Genomic DNA, 17,282 nt, shown 5'->3' with positions numbered 1-17,282 from the left:
ACAGTTGGTGTTACACTCCCTGGCTGTTCGAATCTGAATGGTCAACGGTATCAGAATATCTACTAAGATCAAGATACAGTAGGTACCCAAATAGAACAATAACGCCCAATCCGATAAAGATTGGACGTTGTTGTTCTAAGAAAAAAGATGATCTATTTCAGTAATTCTTCGCACTATTACTTTTTTCTGAAGAATTTTATTTGTTCAAGTCTTACACTGCTTGCTCTTCGGAGTATGTTGTTTTTGGCAATTGTTCGATTGCTTTTCAATCTTTTGGACTGTTAGGAAATAATAAAATATTTCTTCATCCCTATTGTCGATCCCTAAATGGAATAGATTAATTCATCAAACTAGATTTCAGAAGGTGTTATACCATATTGTTTTTTAAATGCAGTTGAAAAATGGGACGGGTTTTTAAAGCCTACTTCAACGTATACATTCTGCACCTTTTTACCTTCTTCTTTTAATTTGACATACGCCGATTCCAACCGCTTTTTTATCAACCATTTTTGAGGACTTAGCGTACTAATTTTTGCAAAGTCACGTTTAAATGTTGCCAGGCTTCGACCGGTATAGGCCGCAATTTGCTCCATTGTCAGATCATCCATATAGTGATCATTCAAAAATTCCAACATATCTATCTTCCAAGGATCAGCGAAATCAAATAATATCGGGAAGAAAACATCAGCGTTATTGAGTAGAGCATAAATACCTTCGAGCAGTTTCAAATGTGTCACTTCTTCCGTCGGTTTTACATTTTCCTCAAAATATGGAGTAAGCGAATTAAACAAACTCGCAATATCTGGCTTTGGTTCTATCTTAAATACATTTTTATCTGAAAATGCTTCTTGTTTAGGAAGCTTAGATTTATTCAGCCGGCTGTAAAACTCCCTTAGAACACTTCGGTTGAATGTTAATGAAATCCCCTTATACAGATCATTCCCCTTGCTATTTTTATACATCAACAAACGATGGTTACGCCGAATAAACGCACATTCTCCAGCTTTTATCTTAATTTTCTTGTTTCGATCTTCAATAATCTGTTCACCTGAATATACATACACTAATACATGTTCAGGCGCAGCATGAATACATTTTTCGCTAAAGTCTGAAAAGCAAGAAAGGAAGATACCCCAGTAACTTATCGTTTTTAATTTATCAGCGTGTTCCATCGAATAATATGCTATTTTTTTCACAAAAGTAGTAAATAAGCAAAGTAAGTTCTTTACGCTGAAGCTCAATTAACATTTCTGAAAAGCTCATTTATTGCTATCCTTACGCTTCAGGGTCTATGGTTTAGGCTATAAACAGGACACTATTGAACAAATTTCAATAATGGATGCCATTGCTCTCTGGGGACCAATAATGGCACATTTTGGATTAGGTTCAAATATCCTTGTCAATTCTGACCGAGCCAGAAAAGAATTGGGATGGCGCCCTAAATATGATAACCTGTTGCAAGAAATAGCTTCTAATTGAACAGACACTGGCTCCTCCTCACTTTTGATGGTCAAGACGAAGGATATACCATAGCCTCTGCTATTCTTGTAATTTTTAAATGAGCAGAATATCAAGGCTTCTCATTTTAAAACTAATTCAGATTGACATTCCGGTACTCATTTGGGCTATAACCGACACGGTTTTTAAATAAGCGACTAAAATGCTGCGGATATTTAAAACCAAGTTCAAATGCAATTTCGTTAATAGTCTTATTCGAATCGAATATTTTTTCCTTGGCAATCTCGATTAACTTATTCTGAATATATTCCTGCGCAGTCTTCCCTGTTTCTTTCTTAACGAGGTCACCAAAATAGTTGGCAGAAAGAAATAATTGTTCAGCAAAGTAGGCCACAGTTGGCAGACCGTATTGTTGTGGTTCATCTGACTGAAAATAAGCATTCAAAATCTCTTCGAATTTTTCTATAATACCCTTATTAACATTTTCGCGCGTTATAAATTGTCTGTCATAAAACCGTTGACAATAATCTAGGAAAAGCTCGATGTTGGAGACAATGAGCTTTTTGGTATGCTTGTCGATACTATGAACCAGTTCATGCTTTATTTTGTTGAGGCAATCCATAATGACCCTCCTCTCCTGCTCGGAAAGATGAAGCGCCTCGCTAGCTGAATAGGAAAAGAACGTATAGTTGGCAATCTCCTTTGCCAACGAAGTACCATAAAGCAGCTCTGGATGAAATACCAATGCTGTCCCCTGAGGCTGGTAGAATTCCGTGCCATTCTCCCCAATGACCTGCCCCGGAGCCAAAAATATCAATGTTCCCTCTTCATAATCATAATTCTTAAGTCCATACCGGAGATCTCCGCATTTTATTTCTTTAAAAAACACGGTATAGAACTCATACCTGAGCTTTGACAGTTTACGAGGATCAGCTTTGCTCAAATCGACAACACTGACCAAAGGATGCAATGTTTCATTGTTATTGAAATTATTGTATTCGCTAATACTCTTAAAATTGATGATCTCTTCCATTTGCCTGAATGCTATGAAACAAATTTACAAAACTGAAATCCAATAATGTATTGAATCCGTAATATTGGTAGAACTATCCGTAATCCATCTACCAAAACCTTAGCCTGCAAAACCGAACTTTGTTATCATTGGATTGTATACTACATAAACGATTTTCATGATGTATAAAGTAAAACTAAATAACGGAATTGAAATGCCTATCCTTGGTTTCGGTGTTTTCCAGATAAAAGATGCCTTAGAATGCGAACGTGCTGTTATTGATGCCGTCGAAACTGGATACCGGCTAATTGATACCGCGGCCTCTTATTTGAATGAAGAAGCAGTAGGAAAAGCGATAAAAAATTGCGCTATCCAACGTGAAGAATTATTTATCACGACCAAACTGTGGGTTCAGGATACGGGATATGAGAAAACCAAGACCGCTTTTCACCGCTCGTTGGAAAGACTGCAATTGGACTATCTCGATCTGTATCTGATCCACCAACCTTATGGCGATATCTTTGGATCGTGGAAAGCGATGCAGGAACTTTATGAAGCCGGTAAAATAAGGGCTATCGGGACTGCTAATTTCCAGCCGGACAGGGTGATGGATCTCATTGTCAATAGTGGTTTCACTCCTGCAGTCAACCAGATCGAAACACATCCTTTTCAACAGCAAATTCAAAATCAAGCTTTCCTGAACGAAAATAATATCCAGACCCAATCCTGGGGTCCTTTTGCAGAGGGGAAAAACGATATTTTCCATAATGGGGTCCTTAAGTCAATAGGAGAAAATTACAATAAAACTGTTGCACAGGTCATCCTCCGATGGCTTGTGCAACGGGACATCATTGCTATCCCCAAATCTGTTCGTAAAGAAAGAATAGCCGAAAATTTCCAGCTATTCGATTTCGAACTGACAGAGAAGGAAATGGATGCCATAAGATCCCTAGACACTGGAGAAAGTCTATTTTTTGATCACCGGGACCCTAAGATGGTCAGATTGCTGAGTGAAAGAAAACTTGATATCTAAAACGTTAAATTGATACTAAAATGGAAAAAAGAAAACTGGGAAATAGTGGACTTGAAGTGTCCGCACTTGGATTAGGCTGCATGGGTTTGAGTTTTGGCTATGGCCCGGCTACAGACGAAAAAGAGGCAATTCAATTAATCCGCGCTGCTTTTGAATCTGGAATTACCTTTTTCGATACTGCTGAATGTTATGGCCCTTTTACCAATGAAACCCTACTTGGACAAGCATTGGAGCCATTCAGAGACCATGTGGTGATCGCGACTAAGTTTGGTTTCGAAGATGGCGATTCAAAAAAAGGTTTGGACAGCAGTCCCGCCAGAATCAGAAAAGTTGCTGAAGCTTCCCTCCAACGTCTGCGTACGGACCGAATCGACCTATTCTATCAACATCGCACCGACCCCAATATCCCTATTGAAGAGGTGGCCGGAACCATCCGCGATCTGATTGCTGAAGGTAAAGTAAAACATTGGGGACTCTCTGAAGCGGGAACTGAAACTATCCGTCGAGCACATGCAGAACAGCCCCTAGCAGCATTGCAGAGCGAATATTCGCTCTTTTACCGTGAACCCGAAAATGAGATCATCCCTACACTGGAGGAGCTTGGAATCGGTTTTGTGCCCTTTAGCCCCTTGGGAAAAGGCTTCTTAACCGGCGCAATCAACGAAACGACAAAATTTGACCCGACGGATTTCCGTAACATCGTACCACGTTTCTCGGAAGAAAATCGCAAAGCGAATCAGGTTCTTGTAGATCTCCTAAAAACGATAGCAAGTGCCAAAGATGCCACTCCAGCGCAGATTGCATTAGCATGGCTGCTTGCTCAGAAACCATGGATTGCCCCAATCCCGGGAACGACAAAACTACATCGCCTGATGGAAAATATTGACGCCATTGCTGTTCAGCTAGATACAAAGGAAATACGGGAGATCAACCAGGCTGCTTCGGCGATTACCATCCAAGGCGAACGATATCCTGCTGCTTTACAGAACAGAGTCGGTAAATAAAAAATAAGCTATGCGATTGAACAGAATAATACGAAATATTACAGCCTCTGCTGCCCTATTCATTTTATCGATGACCGTACATGCCCAGAAAAAGCAAAAGCCTTTACTCATTGATGATCAAGGTAGCTTTGCAGTTGGTGGTACAATCAAGACCGAAGCTGGGCACTTTAACGTAAATGATGCCCTGAATACTCAAGGACAAACTTTCCATGGCGATCATGCCTACGTTTTCTATCAAAAACCGGTAAAAGCCCACAAGTATCCTTTGGTATTTCTGCATGGTGCAGGCCAATCAAAAAAAACATGGGAAACCACAGCAGATGGTAGAGAAGGCTTTCAGAACATTTTCCTCCGCCGGAAATTCTCAGTGTACCTCATCGACCAACCGCGACGTGGGGAAGCCGGAAAAAGCATGGTAGAAGCAACGATCAAGCCTACGGCAGATGAGCAGTTCTGGTTTACACAATTTCGTATAGGCAATTACCCCAACTATTTCCCGAATGTTCAGTTTCCAAAGGATAGTATAGCATTAGAACAGTTCTATAGACAGATGACACCCAATACGGGTGCTTTCGATGCAACCGTTATTACCGCAGCGGTATCCAGTCTATTTGATAAGATTAATGCCGGAATCTTGGTCACCCACTCCCAGGGCGGAGGCCCAGGTTGGCTGACCGCGATCAAAAATGATAAAGTCAAAGCGGTCGTCGCATACGAACCATACAGTGGATTTGTATTTCCAGAGGGCGAACTTCCGGCTCCCATAAAATCCGCGGGGTTGTTTGGTGAACTCAAAGGGGTTACAATCCCCCTCTCTGATTTTAAAAAGCTGACCCAAATCCCCATTGTCATTTACTATGGGGATAATATTGCCAAAGAGCCGACCAATGTATGGAACAAAGACCACTGGCGTTCGGGGCTGGAAATGGCCAGACTATGGGCCGCGGCAATTAATAAACATGGCGGAAATGCAACGGTAATCCATCTTCCTGAAATTGGAATCATGGGAAATACTCATTTTCCTTTTTCGGATCTCAACAATTTGCAAGTTGCGGATGAACTATCCAAATGGTTAAAACAAAAAGGACTGGATAAGTAATAATGGTAGTACTATCCGTAATCCGTCTACCTAAAAAGAAAGTTGATTTAGGGAACTTTGTATAAATCAAAAACGATGCAAATGAAAACTAGATATTTATATTGCCTACTACTTTGCCTGTTGTTTGCGGTAACTTCCTGTTCGGGAGCAAATGAAGCCACATTTGAAAACAAAGGTTTCCCGATAGCTCCCTGTGATTCGCTAAATAATCAGGAAGTTTTGGTCGTTTACCTATCGCGGACGAAAAATACCAAAGCTGTCGCAGAGATTATCCATCGGCAGGTAGGCGGTGATCTAGTTGGTCTTGAGCCCGAAAATCCTTATCCCGCTCACTATCAAACCACCGTCGACCAGGTTGCCGAAGAAAATAAAACGGGTTATCTGCCGCCACTAAAAACGAAAATAGACAACATAGGAAAATACGACTTCATCTTTGTGGGTTTTCCAACTTGGGGGATGCAGCTCCCTCCCCCCATAAAGAGTTTTCTAAAACAGTATGATCTGGCAGGAAAAACGATTGTCCCTTTTAATACAAATGCCGGATATGGCGTTGGGAGCAGCTTTGACACGATCGAACAACTTTGTTCCAAAAGCAAAATATTGGAAGGGTTTACAACAAAAGCAGGTAAAGAACGGGACGGAATCCTCTTTGTGATATCAGGTGAAAAAGAAAAACAGCTTACCGTTCAACTTGCCCAATGGCTTGAAAAACTTGGATTCACAAAATAATAAGAAGTGGAAAGCATAAAATTACAATCAATGAAACAAATCAAGTATATCATCGTAGCCATGTTTATGGCGACGGGGCTCATTACAGAAGCACAGGACAAATCAAAAAATCCATTTGGCCTTGTGTATGGTGATGCTATAAAGGAAAATGTAAAGGGAAAAGTAAATATACATCCTGTGAGCTATAAATTAAACGGAATAGCTATCGCTGCTAATGTATATACTCCGGCGAATTATGACCCTTCAAGAAGATATCCTGCCATTATAGTCGCACATCCCAATGGCGGGGTCAAAGAACAAACTGCCGGTCTTTATGCACAGCGACTGGCAGAAGCGGGTTACATTACAATAGCCGCAGACGCCGCCTATCAGGGAGCCAGCGGTGGCGAACCCCGCCATACCGACAAACCCCAGTTCAGAACAGAGGATATCCATGGCATGGCAGACTATATCGCTGGTTACGCCGGTGTCGATCCAGGTCGTGTCGGTGCACTCGGGATCTGCGGCGGCGGCGGCTATACCCTCAAAGCAGCACAGTCTGATAAACGGCTAAAAGCTGTTGCTACACTGAGCATGTTCAACTCTGGTGAAGTGAGACGCAACGGGTTTCAAAATTCTCAACAAAATACAATTGAGCAACGATTGAAACAGGCATCAGATGCCCGGGCAGAGGAGGCAGCAGGCGGAGAAATCAAGTATTCTGGCGTAGCTAGTATAACAGACGAAGAGATCGCCAAAACTCCAACAGATCTCTATCGGCAAGGATTTGAATATTATTATCGGACGCACGCCCATCCGAATTCAACGTTTTTATATACAACCAGCAGCTTGATGGATCTGATGACATGGGATGCAACCGATGGTATCGAACTGATCGATCAGCCCTTGTTGATGATCGCTGGAAGCAAGGCAGATACCAAGTATATGACCGATGAGGCTTTTTCAAAGGCTAAAAACGCAAAAAACAAAGCGCTCTTTTTACTAGAAGGAGCTACACACATTGAAACTTACTGGAAAAAGGAATACGTCACAAAAGCTGCAAATAAATTGGTTGAGTTTTATCACCAGAACCTTCAATAAAAAATACACTATACTTTATTATGATTATGAAAAAATTATTACTCGGCCTCTGTTTGGCCCTCTCCGGAATTCAGATCTCATTTGCACAGTCGCCTGCTGATCAGGAAATCATCAAACTTTCAAAAGATAAATGGCAATGGATGGCCGACAAAAATGTCGGCACATTGAACAGCCTTTTTCATGAAAATTCAATGTTTGTCCACATGGGGGATCCTGGGGAAAACAAAGGGAACTTAATGTCATAAAAAGTGGCGGAATCTGGTATAAAAAGGCTGATATCCATGAAGTATCAGTCAATATCATTGACAATACAGCTATCCTACTCAATAGAATCGACCTACTTGCTATCGTTGGTGGTAACGAGGTAACCAATCCCTTTATGGTTACGGAAGTCTACGTAAAACAAAATGGCACTTGGAAACTAGGATCACTGTCGTTCACCAAACTACTTACTCCTGGGAACTAATAACGATTCAACCAGTGATATCTTCGTAAAGAATGCCATCGCTAGTCTTTCTACTCCAAAAAGAGATGAAATAGAAAGAATCACTAATAGAGAATGATCATGAAGAAACAAAAGTATATTATCGCGTTATTATTCACTTTATTTTGCTTTTATTCCATGTTATACGCAAGTCAGAATCGCGAAAATCCGCCATTAAATAACAAAAAACGTTGTCTTATTACCATTGCGGCCACCGCGGCCAAAGGTGACCTGTCAACATTAAAAGATGCACTCAACAAAGGACTCGATGCCGGACTGACAAGTAATCAGATTAGGGAAAGCATCATACAGCTCTATGCTTATGCCGGCTTTCCTCGTAGTATACGTGGATTGCAAACCCTGATGGCCGTACTTGAGGAGCGCAAGACAAAGGGCATCAATGATCCAACAGGCCCTGAAGCATCACCTATTCAAAATGACCAGCCAAAATATGATCGTGGCAAAGCGATTTTGGAACAGCTTACAGGAGTAACCGAAAAAGATCCAAAAACTGGTTATGCTGCTTTTGCTCCAACTATTGAACTATTTTTAAAGGAACATCTATTTGCTGATATTTTTGAACGGGATATTCTTACCTACGCTGAAAGAGAACTGGTAACAATCTCTGTACTAGCCAGCATAGGCGGCGTGGAACCGATGCTGAAATCGCATTTGGCAATTTGTTTAAATGTAGGTTTATCGGAAGAACAATTACAGCAGTTTATAATTATTATTAAATCTACTGTGGGCAAAAAAGAGGCTATAGTTGCACAAAAAATATTCGATGAAGTATTAGCGAATAGAAAGTAATCTAACTGCTACTATAAAATTTGCGGTCATTAAAGCGACTATAACAAAAAAATAAACGAGCCTAAAATGGGTTACTTGGGGATAAACTTTATTTAAAAATTTAAAATCATGAATTTAAACAATACAACGATACTATTTCTGACGGGAATCTTGGCAATTTCATGTACTCAACAGATCAAACCACAAAAAACTGAACAGGACAGAACGCATGATCCTATTTTTTCAAAAGGTGAAAGGATTACAAATGACAATTTCACAGGAACAGTGTGGTTAAATAATCTAGTAACCGCAGATCGGATCAATCAGAATGCTGTTGGAAGTGTGACCTTTGAGCCTGGTGCCAGGACCAAGTGGCATTCTCATCCGGCGGGACAGATTATTCTGGCATTGGATGGTGTCGGCTTCTATCAGGAAGAAGGTAAGGAAAAAATAATCCTCCGTAAAGGAGAAGTTGTAAAATGCCCAATAGATGTTCCTCATTGGCATGGCGCGAGCGCTGATTCTGCTTTTGTACAGATTGCCATTACAGGCAGGGAAAAGGGAGAAACTGTATGGCTTAAACCTGTGACAGATCAAGAGTATAACAATTAACCTAAATAAGATCTCTTTTCTCGATAGTAATATATTCATCCTTTTCGGCCTGAATAAACGAAAGTGGGCATTCAATATCGGTTAGAAAATGTATACTTAATAAGCATGTCAATTTATAGACAAAAATTGGAAGGATCTATATGAATCAAACAAATAAGCCGGCTGTATTATAAAAAGCCGGCTTTTGAAAAGGATTTAATGATCCTGTTTACCGCTTTTGGGTGTTTTGGTAATATTGGGGATGAAAACCAAATAGTCGTAACCTTTTATAATTCTTTCCAGCTCCAAATCCTCTACCTTAAGCTTCTGTTTAGAGATTGCTTGTTGCAAAGGTCTCAAATTATAAGCATACCAATTGTCATCTTTTACAACGGTTAAAAACGATTTATATTGATCCAAATCAGCCAATGTTTCACCCTCCCCCTTTCCGATGAGCATAATATGTAATGACTTCCGGTAATTTGCCTCTTCAATATTGGCAACCAGGTTACCAACATCGAATACTTCCATTAAACTCTCTCCTTTAGGCATGTGATTAGCGCCATATTTGAAAAGATTCTTCTTGTCTTTCCATTCGGGAAGCTTCTCAAAAACCAGATGTTTGATATATTGAATCCTTAAACGATGAATTCGATTTAAATATAGATCTCTGCTTAATTTTAGCGCTTCAAGCTGTTCTTTCTCAATGGCGGATAAATTGAGAGCGGTCAATGCATTTATTTTTTCTAAGCAATCATCAGAGAACAAATAGAATCTGGTGTTATTTTTTGTGTCAAAAGTAGCAGAATTAGCAATCATCTGTGTATAAATTTCTTTTGCTTTAGCACTTCTGGATTGCATACTTAATTCCGAAAAAAGCAAGCGATCTGAAAATAAACTAATTTGTTCAGCGCCATAGGTTTTGACATTCTGATCTACTATGTTTTTAAATAAGTCAAACTCAGCCTCACCTTGTAAAAAAGATAAGGCAGAACCCGACTCATTGCGAAATTTGTCCAGTTCAGAAGGAGTTAAGGATTTAATTTTCTTTGATATTGTATTGACTGTATAGGGATCAATTTCCAGAATATAGTTGTCGAACTTAATATTATTGACAACCGCGTTTGTGAAATAAGGAATTTCGCTGGTGAAATGCTGCTCGCCCAATAATACGGAGTTGTTTTTTCTGATTTCATCTAGCAAAGTAGTCCATCCTTTGCCGTCAAAAGCGTTCTTATTGTTTTTTTTAAAGGTCGAATAGTTATTTTGAATTAAACTATCCATTAATGAGGTTTGTGCACGACCGAAATTGGCAATAAATAGGGTTAAAATTAGGATTTTGGTTTTCATTATCTATTTTTTGAAAGATACTCATTTAGCCCGGACAATGCTAGTTATTTTTTATATTCTAATTAACTAAAACAAAACCGTCGTATTACTTTGATTCAATCCTGATACTGGTTATAGAAAGTTTAAACATATGAAGCTTTTGACCAATGAATCGATTCCTATTTTTGAAGATTTTATAGGTCATAAGTTAGCACACAAATTGTTGAAAACAAAGAAAATTATAGGGCAGTATTTGCCGTTTTTTTATATTATTTATAGCACCTCTTATTCATGGTCAACATGACCGTCTATATTTAAACGCAATAATGATCAAAGGTTCTTAAACGCAGAAATATTTGTTCCGGAGTACATTTTGAAAAACCGGCTAAAATGAGCAGGACTTTCAAAACCAAGTTCGTAAGCTATCTCTTTCGCTGACTTCTCGGTATAATGGAGATACCTTTTAGCCTCAAGAATTATTCTGTTGCGGATTAGAACGGATGGCGCCGACTGTTTCAACAGCGCAAATACATTGCTTAGCGTTTTTGGTGATTTGTTGAGTGCAGCGGCATAGAACCTGACTTCATGTTCCTCTTTAAAGTTACATTCCAGTAGCAACGCAAATTTTCTCACAATATCCATTCTTTCGTCGGGGAATAGCTGATAACTTTCACTTTGGAGCTTTGCTATCCTTGTGGTATTGATGATCACTCTCTTAAGAAGGGTGCGCAGCATTTCACCCTGGAAATTATCTTTTACCATCATCTCATTTGAAAACACATTCTCCAGATGAGACATTTCTTCCACAGCAGTTTCATTTAATACAATGAACATTGGATGTCGAATACCATAGAACAGAAAACCAACACAACCGACCTCAGCATCGTGGTCAACGATACAATAGAACTCCCTATTAAACTGCCAGGCAGTCAGCACATCGGGCTGTTCAAATACAAAATGTTGATTGGAAACCAAAGGAAGTATACACCTTGATGGCATCGTATAGCTGATCTCATCGATCGTCACTTTTTGTTCGCCGCCCTTATTATAAATAAATGTATTGATTGGCAGGGAATTCGCATTACGAAGTCCCCTGCCTGAAAATTGGTTGTTGTCACTGTGCATCACAAACAGTGCTGCTGTTGCGTTATCGCTATACTCCCTAATCATGTTGTCATTTACTTACGACATTTCAATACGCTTAAATTTAATCATTTTCTTGTAAGAGCCTAACGCCCACAAGCTAGAAATTTACAGATCTTCTTTAATGCTGCTTGCAGCAGCAAACAGCAGATTGGAGGATAATCTTTGTTTAAAATCGGGATTGATAAATTCAAAATGAATTGTTCCCTTTTGATCAAGTATAAATACTGATGGAACCGGAAGCAGCAAGTCGGTGTCTTTGCCTCCAGTTGTTTTCGGTAGCATCTCCCAGTAGTCTTTCGGAGCTTTATACGCAATCCCCATTTGTTTCGACAGTGAAAGATCTGCGTCCGATAAAAGTGTATAACTTAATTTTTCTTTCGCTACAGCTTTCATTAATCCCTCGGATTCGTCTGTACTTATGGCAATCAACTGATACCCCATTTCTTCCAAGCCGGGAAAGGCCTCTTGTAAGCCCGAAAGTTGTCTGGTACAATAAGGACACCAGCCACCGCGGTAGAAAACCAAAATGGTCGGCTTTTGGGAAATCGCTCTATTGAGATCAAACCTTTTACCTGAAACGTCTACCAATACTGCCATCGGTATTTTTTCTCCACACAATAACGGACTGATGTCTTCCGGATTTTGCGGAATTCGATAAGGGATTTGCTTCATATCCATTTTATCTATGCTGGACTGCGCCTGCGCATTGGCTATACTTGCGATGCAGGTCGTGAACAACAGCAGCGCAACAAACGCAGCTAATTTTGTTTTTATAGGATTTTTCATTTTATAACACGTTTATTACTTAATAAATATTGAATCGATACTTTTTGACCGTGGAAACTCAATCGATACTTTAGCCACTGCATGTAATAGGTTGCTGATCGTCCTGTCTCTAATAAGGACAATAATAGCCACGAGATTTTCGTTCGTATAACCGGCCTCAAAAATTAATTGATTGTTACTTTAATAATGCTAGAAATTGATGGCAGTGTGGTGAACCCATTTGGATTAGGCACTTCTCCAATTGGTTTACGTTCGGTCACAGGAGTGCCACCTAATCCTGCCTGCTCATTGCCAGCTCCGGGAAACTGATTAATCGCTGTCCCATTGTCAAACAATCCGATTGAATAGGATACATCTCCTTTTACTGTTGCATCAATTCCATTATCTTTTGTTGCAAAGAACCAATCGTTGGAAAGGCCGTACATGCTTGCAATGGCAATTCGATCTCCACTCGCTATACTTAACTGCTGTGAAACGCTACTTCCTGCCTGCGCTCCGATTTTAGGAAGTAATACTGTTGAGCTAGCCGCCGGAAGGATATACACCGCTTTTACACCGGAGAGTGTTTTAAGATAAGCCGCCAGGCCCGATGCATCACCTTTTTGCGCTAAATCTTTCAGTCCTTTACCACGGTCATTTTCACCGATTTTATATATTGGGTTTTCGATGCCTTTATATAACACCACCAAAACTGGAGATAATGGTGTAAAAATACCTGTTTGTGTATTAATGTAATTACCCAACACGCTATTGTCTCCCATCTCCGCAATATTTGTCAAGCCATTTACACTTGGTTTTCCTACTTCAAATAATGGATTAGGATTTAACAGGTTCCCTCCCACGCTATATGAAATTGCCCAAACTCCGGGACTGAAGGGGGTCGGATTGGTCGTACCGCCCGAGACATTAGTGATTATAAGTGTAAAATTGGAATTACCTTCATAATGAAGTGTTGCTTTCATTAAAGTAGAAGCTGGAGCATAAGTATTGCCCTGTGCATCGGTTCCGTTTACTTCCGTAATAGCTCTTGGAGCAGTTTCTGTTGTTCCCGGGTGAATTACAGCTGCACCTGGCATCTGATTGATACGAGTACCATTATCCCATAATTTAATCTGTGCCGAAACATCGCCCTCAACCGGAGTTCCATTGTCCTGATACAGCTTTATGCCAGGATTTTCGGGAGCAAAAAACAAGTCATTCGACCAACCATACATCGTTGCAAAGCTCAGCGCTTGTCCTTTGGCTGCAGAAAACTTAATGGAAATTGCTTCGCCAGGCATAACCACTGGCGAAGCACCAGTGTTTTTAAAGCGACCGGACCCGACCAATGGTTTTGAATCCAATACATTTTCTATCGTAATAGTTGTCGCCGACGTTGATGGCATAGCATCATTTTTATTGCAAGCGATAATTAGCAAAGGGATTGCTGCCATAGCCCACAAAATTGAATGTTTATGTTTCATAATGAATTCTTTTTAAATTACATTACAAATGTAAATTTCATGGGAGGAGCTGTAGGTATCTGAATTTCCCGCTGTGTTGCCGATATTTCCCGAGGGAATAATTTATGAGGAAGTAGATGTTGGACTGTACTGATAGTACAGGAGGACTGAACCACTAGAGAAACACCTTGTTTTTAATAGTTTAAAAACTATTCTATCGCTTATATGTTCAAATAGTGAAAGCCCCTGTCCTACCACAAGGGGATAAATGCACAATTGAAGTTCGTCGATCAAATTGAGATTCATCAGCTGGACAATTAAGCTTCGACTCCCAACCAAAATATCTCTACCGGGTTGCTGTTTCAATTTCAATATTTCATCTTTTAGCATCCCTTCGGCCAATTTTGCACTCGCCCAGTCTACATTTTTTAGCCTGTTTGAAAAAACAACTTTTGGAATTTTATCGATAGCCAATGCAAAGTCATCCATTGATTTTTCACCTGAGGGATTTTTCACAAAAGGCCGCCAGTATTCCATAAGCTGATAGGTAATCCTACCATATAAAATGACATCAGCGCTATTTAACAGATGCGTATAATGAAGATGTATTTCCTCGTCGGGAATGCCAGCTGTATGATCACAAAACCCGTCAAGGGTCATATTGAATGCTGCAATTACTTTTCTCATGTCCTTCCAATAAGCTTCTTTTACACCGTAAATCTAACATTTTACACATTGAATAGGCTTTGCATAAGACAAGAAATAAACCGGGGTAATGATAGAAAAGAAAGCTAACGTTTCAAAGATTAAATAATAGCCACCGAATAAAATTGCAGGTGGAAGGAATTAAAACAAAAAAGTCAAACCACTAAAGATAATTACCGTTGAAGGGGGGAGCATAAAGCTGAGCTCCTGCCCCTTTTTTAAAATATGAAGTCTATTTCAGATCATCGAAGCAGGCTAGTCACGATCTGTTCTCACAAATTGTCCATTGAAATCGAAAATAAGAGCATCTCCACCCCTGATATCTATTCGATATGAACTGCGTTTTTTTTCGATAAACTCAACCTGATTCCCAGGATGATTTTTTATGATAAAAGTTAAAATACTCCTTCTGACATCCTGGGAAGAAAGTTTTTCACCCTTGCCGGTTACCAAATTCCAATTGACCATATGATTTAAGATTTAAAATGTTATAATAATCTAAACCTATCCATCAATTTGGGAAAGAAATGGGAATTATTTATCTATTTTCCCAATCTAAATCCAACCGTTATACCGCCCATAGGTGTAAATTCGCTTTGGCTGTCATAAAAACTCACACCTGGCCCGATACCTACATTCATCATAAAACGCTCGCCATAAGTGCGCTGTATACCCCACATTGCGCCTAAAGTTAGGGTGAAATCAGCAACATACATATTATCACTTTTCAATATGGACGGACCAGCGGCTCCAAGCACCCCAGCAATATAATTGCCGGAATTGTGTGCTATTTTTTTTCCTTTCTGAAGCCTTTTATTTAAATTATAATAATGCCGCACTTGCATATCGACCGCTGGACGAAATGCATATCCCCACTCAGAATCTTCATGATGATAATCGTTAATCGTTATCGATGTTTTACTGTATAATAAACTTCCTGATAAAGGTCCTGAAAAGCGCAATGTTGTTTTATTTCCGATCCCCATTTCGTAAGACATATTGGTCAGGATATTGTAGGCAAACTGGTGATCCTCAACTTTGGCTTCAACTGCTGTATTCGTTTGTGCAAAAGACATCGAGGCAAAAGCCACCGTCATAAAGAGTGTAAAATAATTTCTTTTCATTAATAATTAATAATTTGACACCGCAAAGATATTAAAATAAATAATGTGTAAAAATCAAACTCCTATTGTCAAATCGAAGGCATTTCGCTTCAAAAATAGAACATCAATAAATACAGACTCAGTTTATTAAATAAGCTCGATGTGCTATTTCACATATTTAACCATCAAGATTATTATTTTAATTCTTATTTTCACAAGCACAACAGGCAACGAAATCCGTTACCCCTACTGCGACGTCGATACATTCGCAGGTGCAGAGGCGATTGCTAGTGAAGTAGTAAAGAAAAATACTTAGCAAATGCTCAGAAAGTTTTTGAGTCTGAGGCACAATGTTTAGAAAAGAACATATGAAAAAAATAGTGTTATTAAATACCTTGTTTACTCCGTTGATCGGATTTACTCAATTACAGACCGTTTTTAAGCAAAAAGTAGATTCTATTTATGATAAAAATAAGGATGCAGTAGGAATTATTGTTCATGTAGAAGCACCGAAACATAATATTTCCTGGAGCTATGCAAAAGGTGTAGCAGACACCAGCACGAACCAAGCGCTAGAAGACCAACAGCCTGTTTTGATTGCGAGCAACACGAAACCCTATGTCTCCGCAGCAATCCTAAGATTGGTGGAAAAAGGTGAACTTTCTATTGATCAGCCAATTGCAAATTTATTATCAAAAAAAACACGTCATTTATTTGAAAGCGATGGCTATAATCTAGCGGTAATTACGATAAAGAATTTGCTCTCACACACTTCGGGAATTCAAGATTATGTAGATGAAGCTTATTTTGAATTCGTCAATCAGCATCCTAAATATAAATGGAAAAAAGACGAGCAGATCAAAAGATCCATCGATATCGGAAACCCTCAGCCTGTCGGTGAAAAATTTAGTTACGCTGATATTAATTATTTACTTCTTACCGAAATTATTGAGCAAAAAACACAGCAGCCATTTTATGCAGCCATCCGAAACTTACTTAGATACCGAGAATTAAATCTAACAAAGACATGGTTTATAAACTTAGAACAATATCCTGAAAACACCCTGCCTCTCGCCCATCAGTACGCAAGCAAGTACAATTGGGACTCTTATGCCATTGATCCTTCGTGGGATCTGTACGGAGGCGGTGGGGTAGCAGCGACAGCCAAAGAGGCAGCCCTATTTTTCCAATATGTATTTGATGGAAAAATCATTCAGGATAAACAACTTCTTGAAGCGATGCATACCTACATCTTACCACCAGATAAATCTAAATACTGTTTGGGAATTTATCATTTTGACATGGGATTCAACGCTTACTATCATGGCGGTTGGTGGGGAACAGATGTCATCTATTCACCGGAATCTGATGCGACTATCACTGTCTTTACGCTGCAAAAAGGATTTCAGCATGTCATCAATCCATTTATCGGAAAAGAATTTCAAAAACTATTGATTGCGGAATCAGCAATAAAATAGCAGCTGACTACAAT

19 protein-coding genes are annotated in these 17,282 nt (G+C 39.5%); 10 read left to right on the top strand and 9 right to left on the bottom strand.

The genetic code is table 11. From position 1 onward, the window contains the following. Positions 1–350: 350 nt before the first annotated feature. Entirely contained in the window at positions 351–1,172 is an 822-nt protein-coding gene (locus tag B4N43_RS22280) for a helix-turn-helix domain-containing protein (RefSeq protein WP_088161979.1), read from the bottom strand. A gap of 419 nt (positions 1,173–1,591) precedes the next feature. Continuing rightward, on the bottom strand, positions 1,592–2,491 hold the full coding sequence (locus B4N43_RS22275; RefSeq protein WP_088161980.1) for a helix-turn-helix domain-containing protein: 900 nt from the start codon (positions 2,489–2,491) through the stop codon (positions 1,592–1,594). A 157-nt stretch (positions 2,492–2,648) separates the two neighbouring features. Here B4N43_RS22275 and B4N43_RS22270 point away from each other — a divergent pair, with 157 nt between their 5' ends. The 9 genes from B4N43_RS22270 to B4N43_RS22235 all read left to right on the top strand — a co-directional run bounded on the left by B4N43_RS22270 (position 2,649) and on the right by B4N43_RS22235 (position 9,300). Continuing rightward, positions 2,649–3,503, top strand: a complete 855-nt coding sequence (locus B4N43_RS22270; RefSeq protein WP_286736262.1) for an aldo/keto reductase — start codon at positions 2,649–2,651, stop codon at positions 3,501–3,503. A gap of 20 nt (positions 3,504–3,523) precedes the next feature. Next, positions 3,524–4,507 (top strand): aldo/keto reductase, encoded by a 984-nt coding sequence (locus B4N43_RS22265; RefSeq protein WP_286736261.1) that lies wholly within the window; start codon positions 3,524–3,526, stop codon positions 4,505–4,507. A gap of 10 nt (positions 4,508–4,517) precedes the next feature. Then, positions 4,518–5,606, top strand: a complete 1,089-nt coding sequence (locus B4N43_RS22260; protein ID WP_286736259.1) for an alpha/beta hydrolase — start codon at positions 4,518–4,520, stop codon at positions 5,604–5,606. An 81-nt stretch (positions 5,607–5,687) separates the two neighbouring features. Continuing rightward, entirely contained in the window at positions 5,688–6,335 is a 648-nt protein-coding gene (locus B4N43_RS22255; RefSeq protein WP_286736257.1) for a flavodoxin, read from the top strand. Between the two features lie 30 nt (positions 6,336–6,365). Continuing rightward, the gene (locus B4N43_RS22250) at positions 6,366–7,415 is read left to right on the top strand and encodes an alpha/beta hydrolase (protein ID WP_286736255.1); all 1,050 of its coding nucleotides are present in this window, start codon (positions 6,366–6,368) and stop codon (positions 7,413–7,415) included. 26 nt (positions 7,416–7,441) lie between these two features. Beyond that, positions 7,442–7,660, top strand: coding sequence for a hypothetical protein (locus tag B4N43_RS22245; RefSeq protein WP_286736253.1), 219 nt, complete (start codon positions 7,442–7,444; stop codon positions 7,658–7,660). Beyond that, positions 7,657–7,881 (top strand): nuclear transport factor 2 family protein, encoded by a 225-nt coding sequence (locus B4N43_RS25465; protein ID WP_349677189.1) that lies wholly within the window; start codon positions 7,657–7,659, stop codon positions 7,879–7,881. Before B4N43_RS22245 ends, B4N43_RS25465 begins: the two co-directional genes overlap by 4 nt. A 99-nt stretch (positions 7,882–7,980) precedes the next feature. Next, positions 7,981–8,709, top strand: coding sequence for a carboxymuconolactone decarboxylase family protein (locus tag B4N43_RS22240; protein ID WP_286736251.1), 729 nt, complete (start codon positions 7,981–7,983; stop codon positions 8,707–8,709). A gap of 108 nt (positions 8,710–8,817) precedes the next feature. Next, positions 8,818–9,300 (top strand): cupin domain-containing protein, encoded by a 483-nt coding sequence (locus B4N43_RS22235; protein WP_201669090.1) that lies wholly within the window; start codon positions 8,818–8,820, stop codon positions 9,298–9,300. A 195-nt stretch (positions 9,301–9,495) separates the two neighbouring features. On the opposite strand, the gene B4N43_RS22230 is transcribed toward B4N43_RS22235, so the two are convergent. The 7 genes from B4N43_RS22230 to B4N43_RS22200 form a co-directional block, all read right to left on the bottom strand. Next, a complete protein-coding gene (locus B4N43_RS22230; RefSeq protein WP_286736249.1) occupies positions 9,496–10,629 on the bottom strand; it encodes a hypothetical protein in 1,134 nt (377 codons plus the stop codon). A 309-nt stretch (positions 10,630–10,938) separates the two neighbouring features. Then, complete coding sequence (locus tag B4N43_RS22225; protein ID WP_120332825.1) at positions 10,939–11,778, bottom strand: AraC family transcriptional regulator; 840 nt, start codon at positions 11,776–11,778, stop codon at positions 10,939–10,941. A gap of 81 nt (positions 11,779–11,859) precedes the next feature. Further along, positions 11,860–12,540: a peroxiredoxin-like family protein gene (locus B4N43_RS22220; protein ID WP_286736248.1), complete on the bottom strand. Its 681-nt coding sequence runs from the start codon at positions 12,538–12,540 to the stop codon at positions 11,860–11,862. A 164-nt stretch (positions 12,541–12,704) separates the two neighbouring features. Continuing rightward, complete coding sequence (locus B4N43_RS22215; protein ID WP_286736246.1) at positions 12,705–14,003, bottom strand: spondin domain-containing protein; 1,299 nt, start codon at positions 14,001–14,003, stop codon at positions 12,705–12,707. 102 nt (positions 14,004–14,105) lie between these two features. After that, positions 14,106–14,669, bottom strand: a complete 564-nt coding sequence (locus tag B4N43_RS22210) for a dihydrofolate reductase family protein (protein ID WP_248931909.1) — start codon at positions 14,667–14,669, stop codon at positions 14,106–14,108. 273 nt (positions 14,670–14,942) lie between these two features. Then, positions 14,943–15,155: a PepSY-like domain-containing protein gene (locus tag B4N43_RS22205; protein ID WP_075993143.1), complete on the bottom strand. Its 213-nt coding sequence runs from the start codon at positions 15,153–15,155 to the stop codon at positions 14,943–14,945. A 74-nt stretch (positions 15,156–15,229) separates the two neighbouring features. Beyond that, the gene (locus B4N43_RS22200; RefSeq protein ID WP_286736243.1) at positions 15,230–15,811 is read right to left on the bottom strand and encodes a hypothetical protein; all 582 of its coding nucleotides are present in this window, start codon (positions 15,809–15,811) and stop codon (positions 15,230–15,232) included. Positions 15,812–16,158: 347 nt separating this feature from the next. On the opposite strand from B4N43_RS22200, the gene B4N43_RS22195 reads away from it, so the two are divergent. Further along, complete coding sequence (locus B4N43_RS22195) at positions 16,159–17,268, top strand: serine hydrolase domain-containing protein (RefSeq protein ID WP_286736241.1); 1,110 nt, start codon at positions 16,159–16,161, stop codon at positions 17,266–17,268. The last annotated feature ends 14 nt before the right edge of the window (positions 17,269–17,282 follow it).

The organism is Sphingobacterium sp. UBA1897 (assembly GCF_002337775.1).
Classification (GTDB): Bacteria; Bacteroidota; Bacteroidia; order Sphingobacteriales; family Sphingobacteriaceae; genus Sphingobacterium; species Sphingobacterium siyangense.
The sequence above is the reverse complement of the archived record's forward strand: the minus strand, read 5'-3'. Positions and strand labels throughout refer to the sequence as shown.

Coding starts and splice junctions, on each gene's coding strand:
- B4N43_RS22280 (WP_088161979.1), bottom strand. CDS start 1,172: ATGGAACACGCTGATAAATTAAAAACGATAAGTTACTGGGGTATCTTC.
- B4N43_RS22275 (WP_088161980.1), bottom strand. CDS start 2,491: ATGGAAGAGATCATCAATTTTAAGAGTATTAGCGAATACAATAATTTC.
- B4N43_RS22270 (WP_286736262.1), top strand. CDS start 2,649: ATGATGTATAAAGTAAAACTAAATAACGGAATTGAAATGCCTATCCTT.
- B4N43_RS22265 (WP_286736261.1), top strand. CDS start 3,524: ATGGAAAAAAGAAAACTGGGAAATAGTGGACTTGAAGTGTCCGCACTT.
- B4N43_RS22260 (WP_286736259.1), top strand. CDS start 4,518: ATGCGATTGAACAGAATAATACGAAATATTACAGCCTCTGCTGCCCTA.
- B4N43_RS22255 (WP_286736257.1), top strand. CDS start 5,688: ATGAAAACTAGATATTTATATTGCCTACTACTTTGCCTGTTGTTTGCG.
- B4N43_RS22250 (WP_286736255.1), top strand. CDS start 6,366: ATGAAACAAATCAAGTATATCATCGTAGCCATGTTTATGGCGACGGGG.
- B4N43_RS22245 (WP_286736253.1), top strand. CDS start 7,442: ATGAAAAAATTATTACTCGGCCTCTGTTTGGCCCTCTCCGGAATTCAG.
- B4N43_RS22240 (WP_286736251.1), top strand. CDS start 7,981: ATGAAGAAACAAAAGTATATTATCGCGTTATTATTCACTTTATTTTGC.
- B4N43_RS22235 (WP_201669090.1), top strand. CDS start 8,818: ATGAATTTAAACAATACAACGATACTATTTCTGACGGGAATCTTGGCA.
- B4N43_RS22230 (WP_286736249.1), bottom strand. CDS start 10,629: ATGAAAACCAAAATCCTAATTTTAACCCTATTTATTGCCAATTTCGGT.
- B4N43_RS22225 (WP_120332825.1), bottom strand. CDS start 11,778: ATGATTAGGGAGTATAGCGATAACGCAACAGCAGCACTGTTTGTGATG.
- B4N43_RS22220 (WP_286736248.1), bottom strand. CDS start 12,540: ATGAAAAATCCTATAAAAACAAAATTAGCTGCGTTTGTTGCGCTGCTG.
- B4N43_RS22215 (WP_286736246.1), bottom strand. CDS start 14,003: ATGAAACATAAACATTCAATTTTGTGGGCTATGGCAGCAATCCCTTTG.
- B4N43_RS22210 (WP_248931909.1), bottom strand. CDS start 14,669: ATGAGAAAAGTAATTGCAGCATTCAATATGACCCTTGACGGGTTTTGT.
- B4N43_RS22205 (WP_075993143.1), bottom strand. CDS start 15,155: ATGGTCAATTGGAATTTGGTAACCGGCAAGGGTGAAAAACTTTCTTCC.
- B4N43_RS22200 (WP_286736243.1), bottom strand. CDS start 15,811: ATGAAAAGAAATTATTTTACACTCTTTATGACGGTGGCTTTTGCCTCG.
- B4N43_RS22195 (WP_286736241.1), top strand. CDS start 16,159: ATGAAAAAAATAGTGTTATTAAATACCTTGTTTACTCCGTTGATCGGA.